The sequence below is a fragment of the Meiothermus hypogaeus genome, from assembly GCF_003574035.1.
In the GTDB taxonomy this organism is placed as follows: Bacteria; Deinococcota; Deinococci; order Deinococcales; family Thermaceae; genus Meiothermus; species Meiothermus hypogaeus.
The window spans coordinates 37,416-53,256 of record NZ_QWKY01000006.1; the positions used below are offsets into that span (position 1 = coordinate 37,416).

19 protein-coding genes are annotated in these 15,841 nt (G+C 66.4%); 11 read left to right on the plus strand and 8 right to left on the minus strand.

Going from position 1 to position 15,841, the window contains the following annotated elements:
* Positions 1 to 41: 41 nt before the first annotated feature.
* From lspA to Mhypo_RS18845, 5 genes are all read right to left on the minus strand, one after another.
* Positions 42 to 551, minus strand: coding sequence for a signal peptidase II (gene lspA, locus Mhypo_RS02695; protein ID WP_051304424.1), 510 nt, complete (start codon positions 549 to 551; stop codon positions 42 to 44).
* 88 nt (positions 552 to 639) lie between these two features.
* Positions 640 to 2,892, minus strand: a complete 2,253-nt coding sequence (locus tag Mhypo_RS02700; protein ID WP_119339797.1) for a heavy metal translocating P-type ATPase — start codon at positions 2,890 to 2,892, stop codon at positions 640 to 642.
* A gap of 162 nt (positions 2,893 to 3,054) precedes the next feature.
* Positions 3,055 to 3,432 carry an ArsR/SmtB family transcription factor gene (locus Mhypo_RS02705; RefSeq protein ID WP_119339798.1) on the minus strand — a complete coding sequence of 126 codons (378 nt, stop codon included), beginning with the start codon at positions 3,430 to 3,432 and terminating at the stop codon, positions 3,055 to 3,057.
* Positions 3,433 to 3,670: 238 nt separating this feature from the next.
* A complete protein-coding gene (locus Mhypo_RS18840) occupies positions 3,671 to 4,183 on the minus strand; it encodes a transposase (RefSeq protein WP_420845993.1) in 513 nt (170 codons plus the stop codon).
* A complete protein-coding gene (locus Mhypo_RS18845) occupies positions 4,153 to 4,584 on the minus strand; it encodes a transposase (RefSeq protein WP_420845992.1) in 432 nt (143 codons plus the stop codon). The genes Mhypo_RS18840 and Mhypo_RS18845 overlap by 31 nt, the downstream gene beginning before the upstream one ends.
* Before the next feature lie 227 nt (positions 4,585 to 4,811).
* On the opposite strand from Mhypo_RS18845, the gene Mhypo_RS02715 reads away from it, so the two are divergent.
* Positions 4,812 to 6,065 carry a type II restriction endonuclease gene (locus tag Mhypo_RS02715; protein ID WP_119339799.1) on the plus strand — a complete coding sequence of 418 codons (1,254 nt, stop codon included), beginning with the start codon at positions 4,812 to 4,814 and terminating at the stop codon, positions 6,063 to 6,065.
* On the opposite strand, the gene Mhypo_RS02720 is transcribed toward Mhypo_RS02715, so the two are convergent.
* The 3 genes from Mhypo_RS02720 to Mhypo_RS02730 all read right to left on the minus strand — a co-directional run bounded on the left by Mhypo_RS02720 (position 6,062) and on the right by Mhypo_RS02730 (position 8,243).
* Entirely contained in the window at positions 6,062 to 7,183 is a 1,122-nt protein-coding gene (locus tag Mhypo_RS02720; RefSeq protein WP_119339800.1) for a sensor histidine kinase, read from the minus strand. The genes Mhypo_RS02715 and Mhypo_RS02720 overlap by 4 nt on opposite strands.
* An 85-nt stretch (positions 7,184 to 7,268) precedes the next feature.
* Complete coding sequence (locus Mhypo_RS02725; RefSeq protein ID WP_119339801.1) at positions 7,269 to 7,952, minus strand: response regulator transcription factor; 684 nt, start codon at positions 7,950 to 7,952, stop codon at positions 7,269 to 7,271.
* A gap of 72 nt (positions 7,953 to 8,024) precedes the next feature.
* Entirely contained in the window at positions 8,025 to 8,243 is a 219-nt protein-coding gene (locus Mhypo_RS02730; RefSeq protein ID WP_119339802.1) for an SHOCT domain-containing protein, read from the minus strand.
* Between the two features lie 170 nt (positions 8,244 to 8,413).
* On the opposite strand from Mhypo_RS02730, the gene Mhypo_RS02735 reads away from it, so the two are divergent.
* From Mhypo_RS02735 to Mhypo_RS02780, 10 genes are all read left to right on the plus strand, one after another.
* The gene (locus tag Mhypo_RS02735; RefSeq protein ID WP_119339803.1) at positions 8,414 to 10,927 is read left to right on the plus strand and encodes a heavy metal translocating P-type ATPase; all 2,514 of its coding nucleotides are present in this window, start codon (positions 8,414 to 8,416) and stop codon (positions 10,925 to 10,927) included.
* A gap of 12 nt (positions 10,928 to 10,939) precedes the next feature.
* Entirely contained in the window at positions 10,940 to 11,308 is a 369-nt protein-coding gene (locus Mhypo_RS02740) for a cupredoxin domain-containing protein (RefSeq protein WP_027883476.1), read from the plus strand.
* A gap of 12 nt (positions 11,309 to 11,320) precedes the next feature.
* Positions 11,321 to 11,725: a heavy-metal-associated domain-containing protein gene (locus Mhypo_RS02745; protein ID WP_036271000.1), complete on the plus strand. Its 405-nt coding sequence runs from the start codon at positions 11,321 to 11,323 to the stop codon at positions 11,723 to 11,725.
* Between the two features lie 53 nt (positions 11,726 to 11,778).
* Complete coding sequence (locus Mhypo_RS02750; RefSeq protein WP_240637087.1) at positions 11,779 to 11,931, plus strand: YHS domain-containing protein; 153 nt, start codon at positions 11,779 to 11,781, stop codon at positions 11,929 to 11,931.
* Complete coding sequence (locus Mhypo_RS02755) at positions 11,867 to 12,199, plus strand: metal-sensitive transcriptional regulator (RefSeq protein WP_027893343.1); 333 nt, start codon at positions 11,867 to 11,869, stop codon at positions 12,197 to 12,199. The genes Mhypo_RS02750 and Mhypo_RS02755 overlap by 65 nt, the downstream gene beginning before the upstream one ends.
* A gap of 422 nt (positions 12,200 to 12,621) precedes the next feature.
* A complete protein-coding gene (locus tag Mhypo_RS02760) occupies positions 12,622 to 13,059 on the plus strand; it encodes a hypothetical protein (protein ID WP_147075277.1) in 438 nt (145 codons plus the stop codon).
* Between the two features lie 3 nt (positions 13,060 to 13,062).
* Positions 13,063 to 14,130 (plus strand): cytochrome b N-terminal domain-containing protein, encoded by a 1,068-nt coding sequence (locus tag Mhypo_RS02765; RefSeq protein ID WP_119339805.1) that lies wholly within the window; start codon positions 13,063 to 13,065, stop codon positions 14,128 to 14,130.
* Between the two features lie 16 nt (positions 14,131 to 14,146).
* Entirely contained in the window at positions 14,147 to 14,377 is a 231-nt protein-coding gene (locus Mhypo_RS02770; protein ID WP_119339806.1) for a hypothetical protein, read from the plus strand.
* The gene (locus Mhypo_RS02775) at positions 14,374 to 14,601 is read left to right on the plus strand and encodes a DUF2933 domain-containing protein (protein ID WP_119339807.1); all 228 of its coding nucleotides are present in this window, start codon (positions 14,374 to 14,376) and stop codon (positions 14,599 to 14,601) included. Before Mhypo_RS02770 ends, Mhypo_RS02775 begins: the two co-directional genes overlap by 4 nt.
* An 18-nt stretch (positions 14,602 to 14,619) precedes the next feature.
* Entirely contained in the window at positions 14,620 to 15,396 is a 777-nt protein-coding gene (locus Mhypo_RS02780; RefSeq protein WP_119339808.1) for a variant leucine-rich repeat-containing protein, read from the plus strand.
* The last annotated feature ends 445 nt before the right edge of the window (positions 15,397 to 15,841 follow it).

Sequence of the window (15,841 nt, forward strand, 5' to 3'; positions counted from 1 at the left end):
GAGGACGGAGCGAACGGGGGCCAACGGGTTTAGCGCCAGGGCTACCGCCCATGCCGATCCTCCTTCCAGCGTACAGGACGCGCCCGCGGGACCAAGAGCAGGACAACCCCCGAGACCAGCCACACGTCGGCCAGGTTAAAGACCGGGTAGTCCTGCCCATAGAGGGACCGGGTCAGCACGGACAGGGTGTGCGAGTAGAGCATGTCCACCACCGTGCCGTCGACCAGCTGGTCCAGCCCGTTGCCCAAGGCCCCGCCCGCGATCAGCGAGAGCGCCACGCCGGCGGCTGGGGGCGGGGCCTTCCAGGCCAGGTAGCCCAGCAGGGCCAGCCCCACCCCCAGCCGGACCAGCACCAGCAACCCAGTCTGGCCCGACAGCAGCCCCCAGGCCGCGCCGGGGTTGAAGCCCAGCGCCAGCGAGAGCACCCCGGGGGCTAGCGGCTGGGGGTGGCCGGGCTCGAGGTGGCCCAGCGACCACCCCTTGAGGGCAAAGTCCAGGCCCACCCACAGCCCCACCAGGACCAGCGGGAGCCAGCGCGTGCCGCGGCTCATTCGCCCCCCTCCCCGCGGGCCGCCCGCGCCCGGGGCCCGACCAGTCGGGGGCGGCGCCGGAAGCATGGTGCAAAGCCGGCCATCAGGATCACCGGAAGCGCAGCAGCCGCAGTGAATTCAGCGTGACCAGCGCGGTGGCCCCGGTGTCGGCCAAAATGGCGGGCCACAGCCCGGTGACGCCCAGCAGGGTGGTGGCCAGGAACACCGCCTTCAGGCCCAGCGCGAAGGCGATGTTCTGCGCCACGACCCGCATCGTGCCCCGCGAGAGCCGGATCAGGTCGCTCACGCCCGTTACGGAGTTCCTGAGCAGCGCGGCGTCGGCGGTCTCGAGGGCCACGTCGGTGCCCCCTCCCATGGCGATGCCCACGTCGGCCTGGGCCAGGGCGGGCGCGTCGTTGATGCCGTCGCCCACCATCGCCACCTTCTGATTCCCCTTCTCCGCTCGCCTGAGCTCGCCGATGATGCGGAGCTTGTCCTCCGGCATCAGCTCGGCCCGCACCTCCAGGCCCAGCCCCTCGGCGATGGCCTGGCCGGTGCGGGCGTTGTCCCCGGTGAGCATCACACCCTCCACGCCCAGCTGCTTGAGTTGGCTCAAGGCCTCCCGCGCATCGGGACGGGGCTCATCGCGGATGGCGATCAAGCCCAGCAAGGCAGGAGGGTCCAGGAGCAGCACCACGGTCTTGCCCTGGAGCTCCATCGCCTCGATCTGCCCGGCCACCTCTGCGGCCAGGGGAGCGAGCTCGGCTGCGTACCTGGGCGAGCCGACCACCAGGGTTCGGCCCTGCACCATGGCTTGTGCCCCCTTGCCCTGGACAGCCTGCTGGTCGCTGGAAGGGGGCAGCGTGGCCCCCACCTCGTCGGCCTTCTCCACGATGGCTTTGGCCAGGGGGTGGGAGGAGCCCTGTTCGACCGCAGCGGCGAGGCCCAGCAGTTCGGCCTCGGAGCCTTCCAGAGCAACCACATCGGTCACCCGGGGCCGCCCCTCGGTGAGGGTGCCGGTCTTGTCGAAGGCGACGGTGCGGACGCGGGCGAGGGTCTCCAGCACCGCGCCCCCCTTGATCAGCAGGCCCCGCCGCGCCCCCGCCGAGATGGCCGAGGTGATGGCCACCGGCACCGAGAGCACCAGCGCGCAGGGGCAGCCGATGAGCAGCAGCGCCAGCGCCTTGTAGAGCCACTCGTGCCAGGCTCCGCCCAGGAACAGGGGGGGCACCACCGCGATCAAGGTCGCGATCGCCAGGACCCCAGGGGTGTAGTAGCGGCTGAAGCGGTCGATGAAGCGGGCGGTGGGGGCTTTGGACCCCTGGGCCTCCTCGACGAGGTGGATGATGCGGGCAATGGTGTTGTCGGAGGGGTCCTTGTCCACCCGCACGGTGAGCACCCCGTCGGTGTTGATGGAGCCAGCAAACACGCTGTCACCGGGGCCCTTGCTGACCGGGACCGATTCTCCGGTCACCGGCGAGTCGTCCAGGGCCGAGAACCCGCTCAGGATGGTGCCGTCGGCGGGGACCCGCCCGCCCGGGCGCACCTGCACCACCTGCCCGACCCGCAGGCTGCTGGCGGGGACCTCGCGGGTGCGGATGTCCTCCCCTTCCCCCTCGAGGAGGAAAGCGGTCTTGGGGGCCAAGGCGGCCAGGGCTTTGATCCCTGCCCTGGCCCTTCCGGCAGCGATGCCTTCCAGCAGTTCGCCCACCGCGAACAGGAAGACCACCACCGCGGCCTCGGGGGCCTCGTCGATCACGACCGCGCCGATGGCGGCGATGGTGACCAGGGTGTTGATGCTGAAGGGGTTGCCCAGCCTCACCCCGGCCCAGGCCTTGCGGGCCAGCGGCCAGACCCCGATCAGGGTGGCAGCGATGTAGCCCCAGCGTGAAAGCTGCGGCTCGATAAAGCCGAAGACGAGGGCCGCCACCAGCAATACGCCGGTAGTGATCACCTCGCGCCCTTGGCGGGTGGCGTGCCAGGGCTTGTCCTCCAGCTCGTGGACGCGTTCGCCGTCCTGGGCCCTAGCCTCACCCCGGTCAGGGTGATGGGCGGCCTCTTCCGGGTGGGTATGGCTTTTGGTACCGTCCGGGACCCGCAGGGTGGGCTTATAGCCCAGGGAGCGTATCCTGGCCTCCAGGCTTTCCCTCGGCGTGACCGACTCGTCCAGGTTGAGCCGCAGCACCTGCGTGGTGAAGGCCACGCGGGGGTTAGACGCTCCGGGGGTGCGGTTCACCAGGGCCTCGATCTTGTTGGCGCAGTCGGCGCAGTCCATGCCCTCGACGAGGTAGCACAGTTCGGGGGCCTCCGGGGCGGGGTCCTGCACGGGGGCGGGGGCGGTTCGGCGGGGGTTGGGGTTCATCGGGCCTCCTGTCGGGAATAACCATTCAACACATGAACGATCATTCAACCACTGCCCCGAGGATAACATATGAGCAACTGTTCAACAATAGACGCGGAAGGAGAACACGAGGGCCGCCGAGTGGCGGCCCTCCGGTGTCCTTGGCCAGGTCGGTGCTACGCCCTACTCGGCGGCGTGCTCGAGGGCGCACCGTAGGATCGAGGTAACGTGGGCGTCTACGAGGCGGTAGAAGGCTTGCCGCCCCTCCTTGCGGAAGGTTACTAGGTTGATGGAGCGCAGGAAACGCAACTGATGCGACACTGCCGACTCGCTCATGCCTACCACCGCCGCGATGTCGCACACGCACAACTCCTCGACCGACCACAGCGCCGAGAGGATGCGCATGCGGGTGGGGTCGGCGACGGCCTTAAGCAGCTCGGAGGCTCCGGCGATGGCCCCTGGGGCGGGCATCCCCTGACGGGCCCGGGCCACGGCCTCGGCGTGGACGACCTTGACCTCGCAGACTGCCGGATCAGGGACGGTGGGTGTTGAGACGGCCATATCAATAAGGTAGCACAACGCGAACGGCGGGCTCAGGGCTCACACCCCCAGCGCCCTGATCGCCCTCGCAGCTCTCCTCCACACCCTCGAGGGAGGGGTGCGGGCAGGGCTCTACCCCACCTACCGCGCCCAGACCAAACCTGGGCAGTGCGGAAGAGCGCGTTCTTGTGCGACTACCTCCAGCTTGAGTCCCTGCACCCGGAGATCCAGGGAGCCTAAGAGACTGTCTGAGAAGGCTCTAGGAAGCCAATCTTCTAGCCATAAGACGGATCATTGCGACGTAGATGAAGGTTTCCGTGGTTTCGGGCAGAAGCTCGTAGTCCCGGTTGAGCCTGCGGTTGAAGCTGAGCCAGGCGAAAGTACGCTCCACTACCCAGCGGCGGGGGATGACTACGAAAGAGCGACGGCCTCGGGTCTTTTTGCCAAGCTCCTCGATCAGATCGGGGGGCATGGGTACGCCCTCCGGCCACCAGATACCCCTAAAGTTAGCATCGGGTCTTTGCATGACCTGTAGCGTCCAGCCCAGGGTTTCTTTGACCCAGTCTTCGAACTGGCGTTTGTAGCCGCCGTCGATAAACAGGTGAGTTAGGCGCTTGAACGCAGCCCGGGCCGCTTGTAATACGACCTGGCCTCCTTGGGCATCGGTGAGGTTAGCGGGCAACACCTTGACCTTCAATACCAGCCCTTGGGTGTCCACCAGCAGGTGCCTCTTGCGGCCTTTCACCTTTTTCGCAGCGTCATAACCGCGTATCCCCCCTTTTCACCGGTCTTCACACTCTGACTGTCCACACTCCCCGCGCTGGGTTCAGCTTCCCGACCCATCTTCAGCCGGGTCTTCTCCCGCAAAGTGGCGTGAACGCGTTCGAGAAAACCACTCCTGCGCCACAAGCGAAAGTAGTGGTACACCGTTTTCCAGTGCGGCAGGTCACTCGGCATCATGCAGGGGGTGGCCGTAGGCCATAGCCGCTGTGCGGCTAACCTGCGCCAGGAACAGCCTCCACGCGTGATGTAGAAGATGCCATTGAGGATTTCCCGCCAGCTATGTTCTCTGGGGCGGCCGGGAGAGGGCGAAGGCTGCGGCATCAGCGGCGCTAGCACCGCCCATTCCTTGTCCGAAAGATCAGTCGGGTAGCGGCTTTCTCTAGACTCCATAAGCAACTATATCGCCCGGGAGGGTTTTCGGACAGTCTCTAACAACTTCCTTCGTGTGCTACTTGATCTGGACCCCCGAGGTGTGAAAAAAGGGGGTGCTATGCACTCGGATCGCGAGCACCCCCTTTACGCCCTCTGGTCGGGGTTGCGTGTCTGGTGACAAAGGGGAATTGGCGATTGGTGCATCTGGGCGCTGCGGCCTGGGTGGCTTCCCTTAGACTCTGTCCATGACCCCGGTTCAAACCCTTATCTCGCGGTGGAAAAACGACCCCGGCGGCACCTACCGCACCTGGTTCTTGTGGGAGGAGCGGCTGAAGAATTTCCGCTCCATCCGACGTGGGTTGCAGCAGGTGGTACAGGAGATCGAGCGGGATACTTTCGGCAACCAGTACAGGGGTTCGAGCCTCGAGACCGTGGTGCACTCCATCGCCGAGCAGCGCCAGATGTTCAAGGGGGCCGACCATGCGTTGTTGTGGAAGCCCAAGCTGCGTATCCCCGACATCTACGAGAACCGCGAAAACCAGCTTGCTTTCGGGCGCTTCCTGGACACCTGTGTCTGCTGTCATACCGAGGCCGAGCTTATCGCGGCCGTACACCAGCTGGATGCCCAAAGCATCAAGGGTCTGGGGCCTGCCGTAGCCAACCTGATGTATTTCCTCCATCCGACTCACACACCACCCTTCAACACCGCGATAGTCAAGGGGTACAACGCGCTGATGGGCACCAAGGTCAAGTTGGGGCGCTGGGACGAGTACCTGGCCATGCGTTCAGGGATCGTGCGCTTCAACCAGGAGCATCGCGCCCTGCTCTCCAACGACCTCGGAGCGCTGGCCGGGCTGCTGTTCGACATCGGTTCGGGGCGGTACGCCCCACCACCCACCGATGATCCATCCGCCATACAGGCATGGGAAGCCGATCTGGCCCGGGCGCGGGAGGAAGCCAGGGCACAGACCGAGGCCCGGGAGAGTGACCGCACCCATACCGAGGTGCAGGGCTGGCTGCGTGACCTGGGGCGAGCGCTGGGGTTTGCGGTGTGGGTCGCCGCCAACGATCGTAGCCGTGAGTACGCCGGAGGCAAGCTGAGCGATGGTTGTATCGACAGCCTTCCCGCTTCGGTTGCCGGTATGCCCGGGGCCGATGCGGTGCGATTGATCGACGTGTTGTGGCTCGAGCCGGAGGGGGCGCGGGTGGTCGCGGCATTCGAGGTCGAACACAGCACCTCGATCTACTCTGGCATCGTGCGGATGCTGGATCTGGCCCTGGGTGCGCCCGACCAGGCAGTTCAAGGACTCTACCTGGTGGCCCCCGATGCCCGCGAGAAGGAGGTACGCGACCAACTCAGCCGCCCCGCTTTCCAGCAGGTGGCTCGGCTGCACGTGCGCTACCTGCCCTACGGCGAACTCGAGCGCCACCGAGAGGTGATCGCCCGTTTCGGAACGGGCCTCAAGGCCATCGAGTCGTTGGCCCGCCGCCTCGGCTAACCCGTCCTTGCAGTCCCCTTCGCCGCCGGCAGGCTGAACCAGAACACACTGCCGACGCCGACTTCGCTGTGCAGGCTCATCTGTCCTCCCATGGCTTCCACCAAACCCTTAGCCACGGTCAAACCCACCCCCGTCCCCCCATCCTTGCGGCTTCTGGCGGGGTCGATCCGGTAAAAGCGCTCGAAGATCCGCTCCTGGTGCTCGGGCGCGATCCCTCTCCCGGTGTCACGGACGAAGAAGCAGACCCCTTCAGGCTTGAGTGTCGCCCCCAGGATCACCCGGCCGCCCTCCGGTGTGTAGCGCAGGGCGTTGGAGAGCAGGTTGGAAAGCACCTGATGCAGCCGCTCCGGGTCGGCCTGAACCTTGGGTAAGTCGGCGCCGACCTCCAGCTCAAGGGTCAGGCCCTTCTCGCTAAAGGCTGGGGCCAGCCGTTCGCGGGCCTCGTTCAAGATGACCTGTGGCGACAGAGGCTCGGGATGAACCACCACCGCACCTGCTTCAACCCTCGAGACCAGCGACAAATCCTCTACCAGCCGTCCCATCGCCCGAACCTCGCGGGCGATGCTCTGGGCGGCTACTTCAGGCGGCAACACCCCGTCGGCGAGGGCCTCGCTGTAGCCCTGTAGCGCCGCCAGGGGGGTTCGCAACTCATGGGCCACGCTGCCGATGAGCTCGATCCGGCGCTGCTCAACCTGCTCGAGGGCCTGGGAGAGCCGGTTAAACTGCCGCGCCAGTTCGGACAGCTCGTCCTCTCCCGTTTCCCTGAGGCGTAGCTTGTAGTGGCCCCTGGCGATCTCCTGGGCCCCACGAACCAGCAGATTGACCGTCTGGCTGATACGGCCGACGAGCAGGTACGCCAGGAGCGCGGAGAGCGCCAAGGCGATGGGAAAGGCGGCCAACAGGGCCCGGGTCAGGGTGTCGTGCAGGCCGCCCTCGAGGTCGGCCCGCAGGCTAAGACCCATGGGCCCCATGACCTCGATCATGTGCTCGAGATGCCCCCGGTAGAACGCCGGGCTGAGCAGATCGGCCACCACCAGCATCACCGTGGTCGCCACCCCCGCCACCACCAGATTGGCCGCCAGCAGCCGCGCGAAAAGCCCTCTGGGCACGACCCGCATGGATCCCCCTCCTCAGCTGTACACAATGCGCCTGGCTTCGTAGGACACAGCTTCAGCCACTTTGCGCCCCGGGCTTGTTAAAACCTCAGGGTGACTCCTCAGGGGTCACTTCCCGGAAGCGATAGCCTACCCCCCGGACGGTTTCGATGTAGCGGGGATTGTCACTGTCCTCCGCCAGCTTCTTGCGCAAGCCCGCGATGTGCACGTCCACCACCCGGTCCACCCCCGGGAAATCGCTCCCCCAGACCCGCTCCATCAGCCGTTCCCGGCTCCAGACCATGCCAGGATAGTGCGCCAGGGTCAGGAGGAGGTCGTACTCGAGCTTGGACAGCGGCAGGGCCTCGCCCTTCAGGTAGGCGGCGTGCTCGCGCACGCGAATCCTGAGGTCGCCGAAGACCAGCTCGTCCTTGAGCCCGCTGCGCCGCAGCAGGGCCCGCACCCGCGCCACCACCTCGCGCGGGCTGAAGGGCTTGGTCACGTAGTCGTCGGCCCCCAGGTCCAGGCCTTGAATGCGTTCTTGCTCTTCATTGCGCGCGGTGAGCATCAGGATGGGCAGGCTGGGGAATTGCCGCCGGAGGATCTGGGCCACCTCCCAGCCCGAACGCTTGGGCAGCATCAGGTCAAGCACCACCAGGTCGGCTTGCGAGGCTTTATCCAGGGCCTCTTGGCCGTCGCCGGCCTCGAGCAGTCCGTAACCCTCGTGGCTGAGATAGGCCCGCAGGATCTGCTGGATCGCCGGGTCATCATCCACAATCAACACGTTCGCCATGTCTCGTGCCTCGCAAGCGAGCTGAGGGGCTAGCGGCAGTTCGCTCTCTAAACCCTCGCTCCGGGCGACTCGCTACCCGCTTAACTCCCGCCGCATTTGCTCATAGGTGCTGCCGTCAATCTCCCCGCGCGCGTACCGCTCGCGCAGGACCGAAAGCGCACGGTCTTGCGGTTTATCCTTCGGACCGATCAGCCGCACCAAGGCGTAGACCAGCAACCCCAGGACAGCCAGCTCGAGCAAGCCCCAAAGCCACATCCCTGCCCCCATGCCATGTCCCCAGTTCCACGTCATCGCGGCCACCTCTGAGTGCCAGGCTAGCCCCGGCGCGTTAAGCTCCGGTAAAGCCTCGGCTCGCGAAGGTTGGGGGCCCTGCCCCCAGCAAGGCCCGCTCCCGGCCAGGGCTTTTGTCCTATACCCACCCCAGGTGGGGTGGGCTATGATCGCCACAGGAGGTCAACGTCATGGAGGTGACCCGGAACAAGCAACCACCTGGGCCTGGTGCCGCTTCGCTTTGCTTGCCCCTGCCGCAGGTGAAGGACACCGCGCGGGCGCGAGCCCTGTCGCACGCTCTAAGACAGGTCGCGGGCATCGAGGCGGTGCAGGTCAACCTGGCCCGCCAGGAGGCGCACCTCACCTACAACCCCGGCGCCATCAGCGTGGCCGGTGTGGTCGAGGCCGTAGAACGCGCGGGCTACTCGGTGGGCCGGGCCGAGCTCAGGGCCCACATCGCCGGGATGCACTGTGCGAGCTGCGTGGCCCGCATCGAAGACGTCCTGCGGGCCGTGCCCGGGGTGCTGGACGCCAGCGTCAACCCGGCCACCGGGGTGGCCACGGTCGAGTACGTTCCAGGTACCGCCGATTTCAGGTCGATCCAGGCCGCGGTGGAATCTGTCGGCTACCAGACCGCCCACCCCCTCGAGCAGCCCCCGGCCCCCGACGAGGAGGCTCAAGCCCACGCCCGGGAGTACAAGAGCCTGATGGCCAAGTTCTGGTTCGCCGCCGCGGTCTCAGTCCCGACCGTGCTGGTAGCTTACCCCAACGTGAGCTGGCTCTACGCCCCCTACCTCTTCTCCTCAGCGATCTCCGAGGGGGTCATCTGGCTGTTGTGGGTGCTGTCGGGGCTCGTGACCCTGCCGGTGATGTTCTACTCCGGACGGCAGTTCTTCACCGGGGCCGCCTCGGCCTTCCGCCACCACGCCGCCGACATGAACACCCTCATCGCCCTGGGCACCGGCGCGGCCTGGCTTTACTCCACGGCGGCGCTGACCTTCCCGAGGCTCTTCCCCGCGGGCACCGCCGAGCCCTTCTACGACGTGACCGCGGTGGTAACGGCACTGGTGGTGCTGGGGCAGGCCCTGGAGGTGCGGGCTAAGGGACAGACCAGCCAGGCCATCAGGAAGCTGATCGGCCTGCAGGCCAGGACCGCCCGGGTACTGCGCGAGGGGCGCGAACTGGAGATCCCGGTCGAGGAGGTCGAGGTGGGTGACGTCGTGGTGGTGCGCCCCGGCGAGAAGATCCCCGTGGACGGGGTGATTATCGAGGGACAGTCCGCGCTCGACGAGAGCATGGTCACGGGCGAGAGCCTGCCGGTGGACAAGCAGCCCGGCGACGAGGTGATCGGGGCCACGGTCAACACCACCGGAAGCTTCAAGTTCAGGGCCACCAAGGTGGGCAAGGACACCGCGCTCGCCCAGATCATCAAGATGGTGCAGGACGCGATGGGCTCCAAGGCCCCCATCGCCCGGCTGGTGGACGTGGTCTCGGGCTACTTCGTCCCTGCGGTGATGATCATCGCCGTCCTGACCTTCCTGGCCTGGCTCAACTTCGGCCCCAGCCCGGCCCTGGCCTACGCGGTGGTGACGGCGGTGACCGTGCTGATCATCGCCTGCCCCTGCGCGGTGGGCATGGCGGTGCCGCTGTCGCTGGTGGCGGGTCTGGGCAAGGCCGCCGAGCACGGGGTGCTCATCCGCAACGGGGAGGCCCTGCAGACCGCCAGCGCCCTCAAGACCGTGGTGCTGGACAAGACCGGCACCATCACCAAGGGCAAGCCCGAGCTCACCGACGCGCTTCCCGCGCCCGGTTTTGACGAGAAGACCCTGATCCACCTGGCTGCCAGCGCGGACCGGCCCTCCGAGCACCCCCTGGCCCAGGCCATCGTCAAGGGGGCCCAGGCCAGGGGGCTGGAACCCCTGGAGCCCGGCGCCTTCAAGGCCGTTCCCGGGCACGGGGTGGAGGCGGCCGTGGATGGAAAGCGCGTGCTGGTGGGCAACCGCAAGCTGATGGAGCGGGAAAAAGTGGACACCACGAGCCTGGCTGAGGCTGTAGGGCGGCTCCAGGGCGAGGGCAAGACCGCCATGTACGTGGCGGTGGACGGCCAGGCCGCCGGGGTGGTCGCCGTAGCCGACACCCTCAAGGAGGACTCCGTCGAGGCCATCCGGGTGATGCGGCAGATGGGCCTCGAGGTGGTTATGCTCACCGGGGATAACGAGCGCACCGCCCGCTCGATCGCCCGCCAGGTCGGCATCGAGCGGGTGCTGGCCGAGGTGCTGCCGGAAGAGAAGGCCAACCAGGTGCACGCCCTCAAGGCCGAGGGCAAGAAGGTGGGGATGGTGGGCGACGGGATCAACGACGCCCCCGCCCTGGTCGAGGCCGACGTGGGCTTCGCCATCGGCACCGGCACCGACGTGGCCATCGAGGCCGCCGACGTCACCCTGATCGGCGGGAGCCTGAAAGGGGTGGCCTACGCCATCGAAGTCTCCAAGGCCACCATGCAAAACGCCAAGCAGAGCCTCTTCGGGGCCTTCGTCTACAACGTGCTGGGCATCCCGGTCGCCGCCGGCATCCTCTTCCCCTTCTTCGGCATCCTGCTCTCCCCCATCCTGGCCGGAGCGGCCATGGCCATCTCCAGCGTCACCGTGGTCTCCAACGCCAACCGCCTGCGCTTTTTCAGGGCCAGGAGCTTTACGCGGGCTTAACAGGAGGGAACTATGTTGACCTTGGTCAATCTCTTAGGGCTGGCGCTCGTCGCCTGGATCGTCTGGTACTTCTGGCTCTACAAGAAGGAGGGGGTGGCCGTGACCGAGGTGGCAGGGGTACAGGAGATCAACATTACCGTCAAAGGCGGCTACGACCCCGACGTGATCGTGGTCAAGAAGGGCAAGGCGGTGCGGCTGCACTTCACCCGGCGGGAGTCGGCCCTGTGCAGCGAGATGGTCGTTTTCGACACGCTGGGCCGGTCGGCCAAGCTGCCCGAGGGCGAGACGGTGACGCTGGAGTTCACCCCCCAGCAAGCCGGCGAAATCCCCTTCCAGTGTCAGATGGGGATGCTGCGCGGCAAGGTAGTGGTGACGAGTTAGCGGAGGCAAGGCATGGTTTTACACCCCGAACCCTTCGGACACGTCGAGCGGCGGCACAAGCCGTTCGACCTGCAAGCCCTTCTCAAGGGAAGCAGCGCTTATCTGAGCCTCTTCGGGCTGGGCTGCAGCAACTGCGCCGCCCACGTACACAACGCCCTACTGAGCCTGGACGGGGTGTGGCTGGCCGAGGTGTTCTTGTGGGAAAGGGCAGCCCTGGTCGCCTTTGACCCCAAGCGGGTCGAGCCGGAGCAACTGGCCGCGGCGGTGGCGGGGGCGGTGAACGACGGCACCCGCTTCTTCCGGGCGGAGGTGAGGGAGACCCGGCCTGCCCGGGAGACCCTGAAGATCATCGGCGGCGAGCCCTGGTGGTGCTGGCCAACCCCCTGCCCGGCCGATTGCCCCGGCGCCTGGAGCTGAGGAGAGGAGTGAAGTTTATGGCACAGGAGGTACGGGACCCGGTCTGTGGGATGATGGTGGACCCCGAGAAAGCTGCAGGGAAGTCGGTGTATCAGGGCCAGACCTACTACTTCTGCGGTATCGGCTGCAAGAAGGCCTTTGATGCGGATCCGGAAAGGTATGTACGAGGCAATGACCACGTCCATCACCACAATCACCCGCACTGAAGGGGCTGCCATGGAAGAACTCCAGCCCCAGCTCCTCAACCGACTCGACAGCGTGCAGGGTCATCTGGCCGGGGTGCGGCGGATGGTGACCAGCGGGGCGTCTCCCTCGGAGCTGATCCAACAGGTGCGGGCCCTGCGCGGGGCCTTGTACCGCGTTGAAGAGCTGCTGGTACGGGAAGGGCTGCGAACCTGCCTGCAGCAAGCCCCCCAGAAGCCCCGGCAGCAGACCCTCGAGTCCCTGATGTCCTTGCTGCACGTAAAAACCTGAAACCCGCGCCGTGCCCTATCCCCACCCTACCGGGCTGTAGGTGAACGGCGGGAACAGCCTCTTAGCCCGCCAACCTCTTCCCTGCTGATCTCGCCTCTGGCGTAGCGCTCCTTAGCCACGCCCAGCGCTCGACCGTTGCCGGGAGCAGATTGACCCACCCTACCCGGTCACGTCGCTGTAAAAACACGCCTGGCAGTTCCACGGGCTGATGAAGCCGCTTTACACGAGCTTAACAGCCTTGGTATATTCTGGCCTCGCCAGCCTGGAATCCACCAACAAATCGCTGTTGCTGAGTGCGCTTATGAAAGGACGTATTGCTCCACCCCACTTAGAGTGGGGTGGGCCGTGGGCTAAGGAACAAAGATTAGCCACCAGCGGCTTCAATTCCTAAGCACAGGTCGAATCTTAGAAGGAGGTGAGTCATGCTAACACGAGCGCGGGCCTGGATGGCAGTCCTGGCTTTGCTGGCTGGCTTAGCCCTCGCCGACTCTCCCGACGAGGCAAAGATGAGCGGCGAGGAGCTGGCCCGGTCGGCAACGGGCTTCCTGCAAGCCGAACCCCCCAACCTCGAGATGGCCCTGGACCGGCTCAAGGATGCCTTGGAAAAGCCAGAAGGGCTGGACGTGAAGGCCCTGGAACTCGCCCAGAAGGCGCTCGAGGCGGGCGTTCCCCAGGCCGTTCCTCCGCTCGTTGCCAAGGCGGTGGGCGATGACCCCGGAGCCGTCGAGGGGAGCAAAGCTGTCGAGGTCCGCCTCGGCCCCGGCATCTACTGGGCCTTCGCGACCGGATGGGTGCTGGTGTTCCTGGGCGCTTACGCCCTGGGGCGCAGTTCTGTCCATCCGGTGCGAAAGGAGACCTAGGCCATGGCGGTTCTTCCAAGCAACGCCCCTAGAGGCTTTTGGCAAGCCCTGGACGAACGGCTGGGCATTTCCGCCCTCAAATACGACGTGCCCGAGCATGCCCAGGGCATCTGGTACTCCCTGGGTGGGGTCAGCCTGGTGGGCTTCGTGGTGCTGGTGCTCAGCGGCATCTGGCTGTCCCAGTTCTATGATCCCATGCCCGAGCACGTACGGGCTTCCATGCAGTCCATCCTCCGCGAGGCTCCGGGCGGTTTCTTCATGCGCAACCTGCACTACTGGGCCGCTAACGTGGTGATGGTCACGGTGCTCCTGCACATGCTGCGGGTGCTCTTTACCGGGGGCTTCAAACGCCCCCGCGAGGCCAACTGGCTGGTGGGGGTGGGACTGCTGGCTGTGACGGTGGGCTTCGTGTTCACCGGCACCGTGCTGAAATGGGACCAAGAAGCCATCGAAGCCCTGGAGCATAACGTCGAGGCCGCCCAACTGCTGGGGGGCATCGGCACCTTTTTCTCACCCCAGTTCGCCGAGCGCATCCCTCTCCTGACCCGCGTCTTCACCGCCCATGTCTCGGTTCTGCCCGCACTGCTGGTGCTGCTGCTAACGGCCCACTTCCTGCTCATCAAGCTGCACGGGCTGGCCCCCAACGCCTTCGCCCACCGCGAGGCCACCACCCGCAAGACCTCGAGCGAGCCCACCCACGCCACCTTCCTCCAGCACATGGGCGTGGTGGGGGCCTATGCGCTGGTGGGCTTGGGCGTCCTGGTCTTCCTGTCGGTCACCCTACCCGCCCAGCTTGGCCCGGCTCCGGTAGAGGGGGTGGAGATCACCAGACCCTGGTGGCCCTTCCTTTCGCTGTTTGCGCTGGAGAACTGGATCGGCCTGCGCGGCCTGGTGTGGGCCAGCGCCGCCTTGTTCATCGCCCTGGCCCTGGTGCCGTTGCTGGACCGAAGCCCTTACCTGCACCCCTCACGCCGTATAGCCTTCCTGATCGTCTACGCTCTTCTGGCTCTGGCGATGGTCGCCCTGGGCTTCTACGCCAAGTTTGCCCCAGGTACGGCACACCTGGAGTGATCCACCGGAGGTAGGTATGACCCACGTGGTCAAGGTTTTCTGGCTGTTCTTCTTTGCCGCTGTGCTGTCGGGTGGGCTGTTGGGACGCTACATCGCGGCTTTTTTCCAGGGTCATGGCTCGGCAGGAATTGCCACGACGAGCGTGCTGCTGGCCCTGATTTTTACCTTCAGCGTTGCCGTACTGGTGCGCGTTTTGCGGGCGGATGCCCGAGCCCGCCTCGGGCTACGGGAGAGGAGCAGACCATGACCCCGGGCGGTCGGCGGAGCTGGCTACGGCGACCCGGCAGTTGGGTGCTGCTCGGGTTCCTGGCGGCAGCGGCCTTTTTCACCGTGCTGGAGCACCGGCCTCATCTGGCGCTGATCGGCGCGTTTGTCCTGCTTGTGGGCTGCCTGCTCATGAACCGCTACGCACATCGCCGCTACGTGCCCGGCGTTGAGGCGGTGCCCGAGGCAAAAGGAGAGCAACCATAGGCGGCGAGGGAGGGCGGGGTGAGCGGGTTACGCTTCCTGATCGAAGACTACCAGCGGCTGCTGGAGCTGCGGGCGGGGGCCGGGGGTCGGGTCGGCCAGGTCCGGGCCTATCTGGAGGCCCTCGAGGCCGCCTTGACCGGGCTCGAGCGGCTATGGACGGACCTGCTCGCAGACCCCCGGTTCCGCCTGGCCCTGGCCGAGAGCCCCCGCACCCCCACGGCCTTGTTGGAGTGGCTGGCTCATGACCTCGAACAGGAAGTACGGCTGGCAGTAGCTCGCAATCCGTCCACCCCCGCCTCTACCCTGGTCACCTTGGTGGGCAACTGGGCCGGACGGCTGGCGGTGGCCTTTAACCCCTGCACTCCCGCCGAGCTATTGAAAGGGCTAGCCTTCGACGGCGACCTGGACGTCCGCCAGGCACTGGCCGCGAACCCCAACACCCCTGCCGAGGTGCTGGCCCTGCTGGTCCACGACCCTGAGCCGGGTGTGCGGAGGAAGGTGGCCCTTAACCCCAGCACCCCTCCCCACCTGCTCTGGCGGCTGGCCCAGAGCAAGGAAAGCCCGCTGCATCTGGCGCTGCTGCGCAACCCGAACACCCCTGGCGAGGCCCTCGAGGCGATTGCTTGTGACGACCCCTCGCTGGAAGAGCGCCTCCGCCGCCACCCCAACCTGGCCTCCTCGCGACCCCTAGCCCAGGCCGACCGTCCCGAACCGCGCGAGGGAGCGAGCGTGGGCCGCGACGGCCGTGTCTCCCCGGGTCACCGGGGCCGGGGTAAACCCAGCCGGGCCACCTAGCCAACGGCGGCACAAGACCAAGAGAGGCTTGTAGCGCGAAGGTGAACCCAGGGAAAACCCGCCCTGTTTCCGTTTTACGCCCACTACCCTCTGGTCGGCTCCGATGCTACCGGGGTTGTTCCGGGCCCAAAACCTCGCCGTCACCCCTCGCGTGGAAAACAGCGTCGTTCGGAGCGTGCGAGTCCTGGGTGCCGATGGCGGGCAGGTCCTCGCCACCGTCGCCCTCCCCAACGCGTTCGGTGGAGATCTTGTACCGGATCCGGCCAGTTCGGCACCGGGCAGCGGGGAACTCACCCGGCCGGGGGGGACGCGGTGGGGGGTGGGCTCCTCGGGGTTTTCGGCCCAGGTGACCGCTTTTTCGAAGTCGGTATCGGCCATGCTCCAGCAGTGCCGCTGTTCAGCACCTGTCAAGGGACAAATACCCCTAGGGGGTTTACAAGGGCTT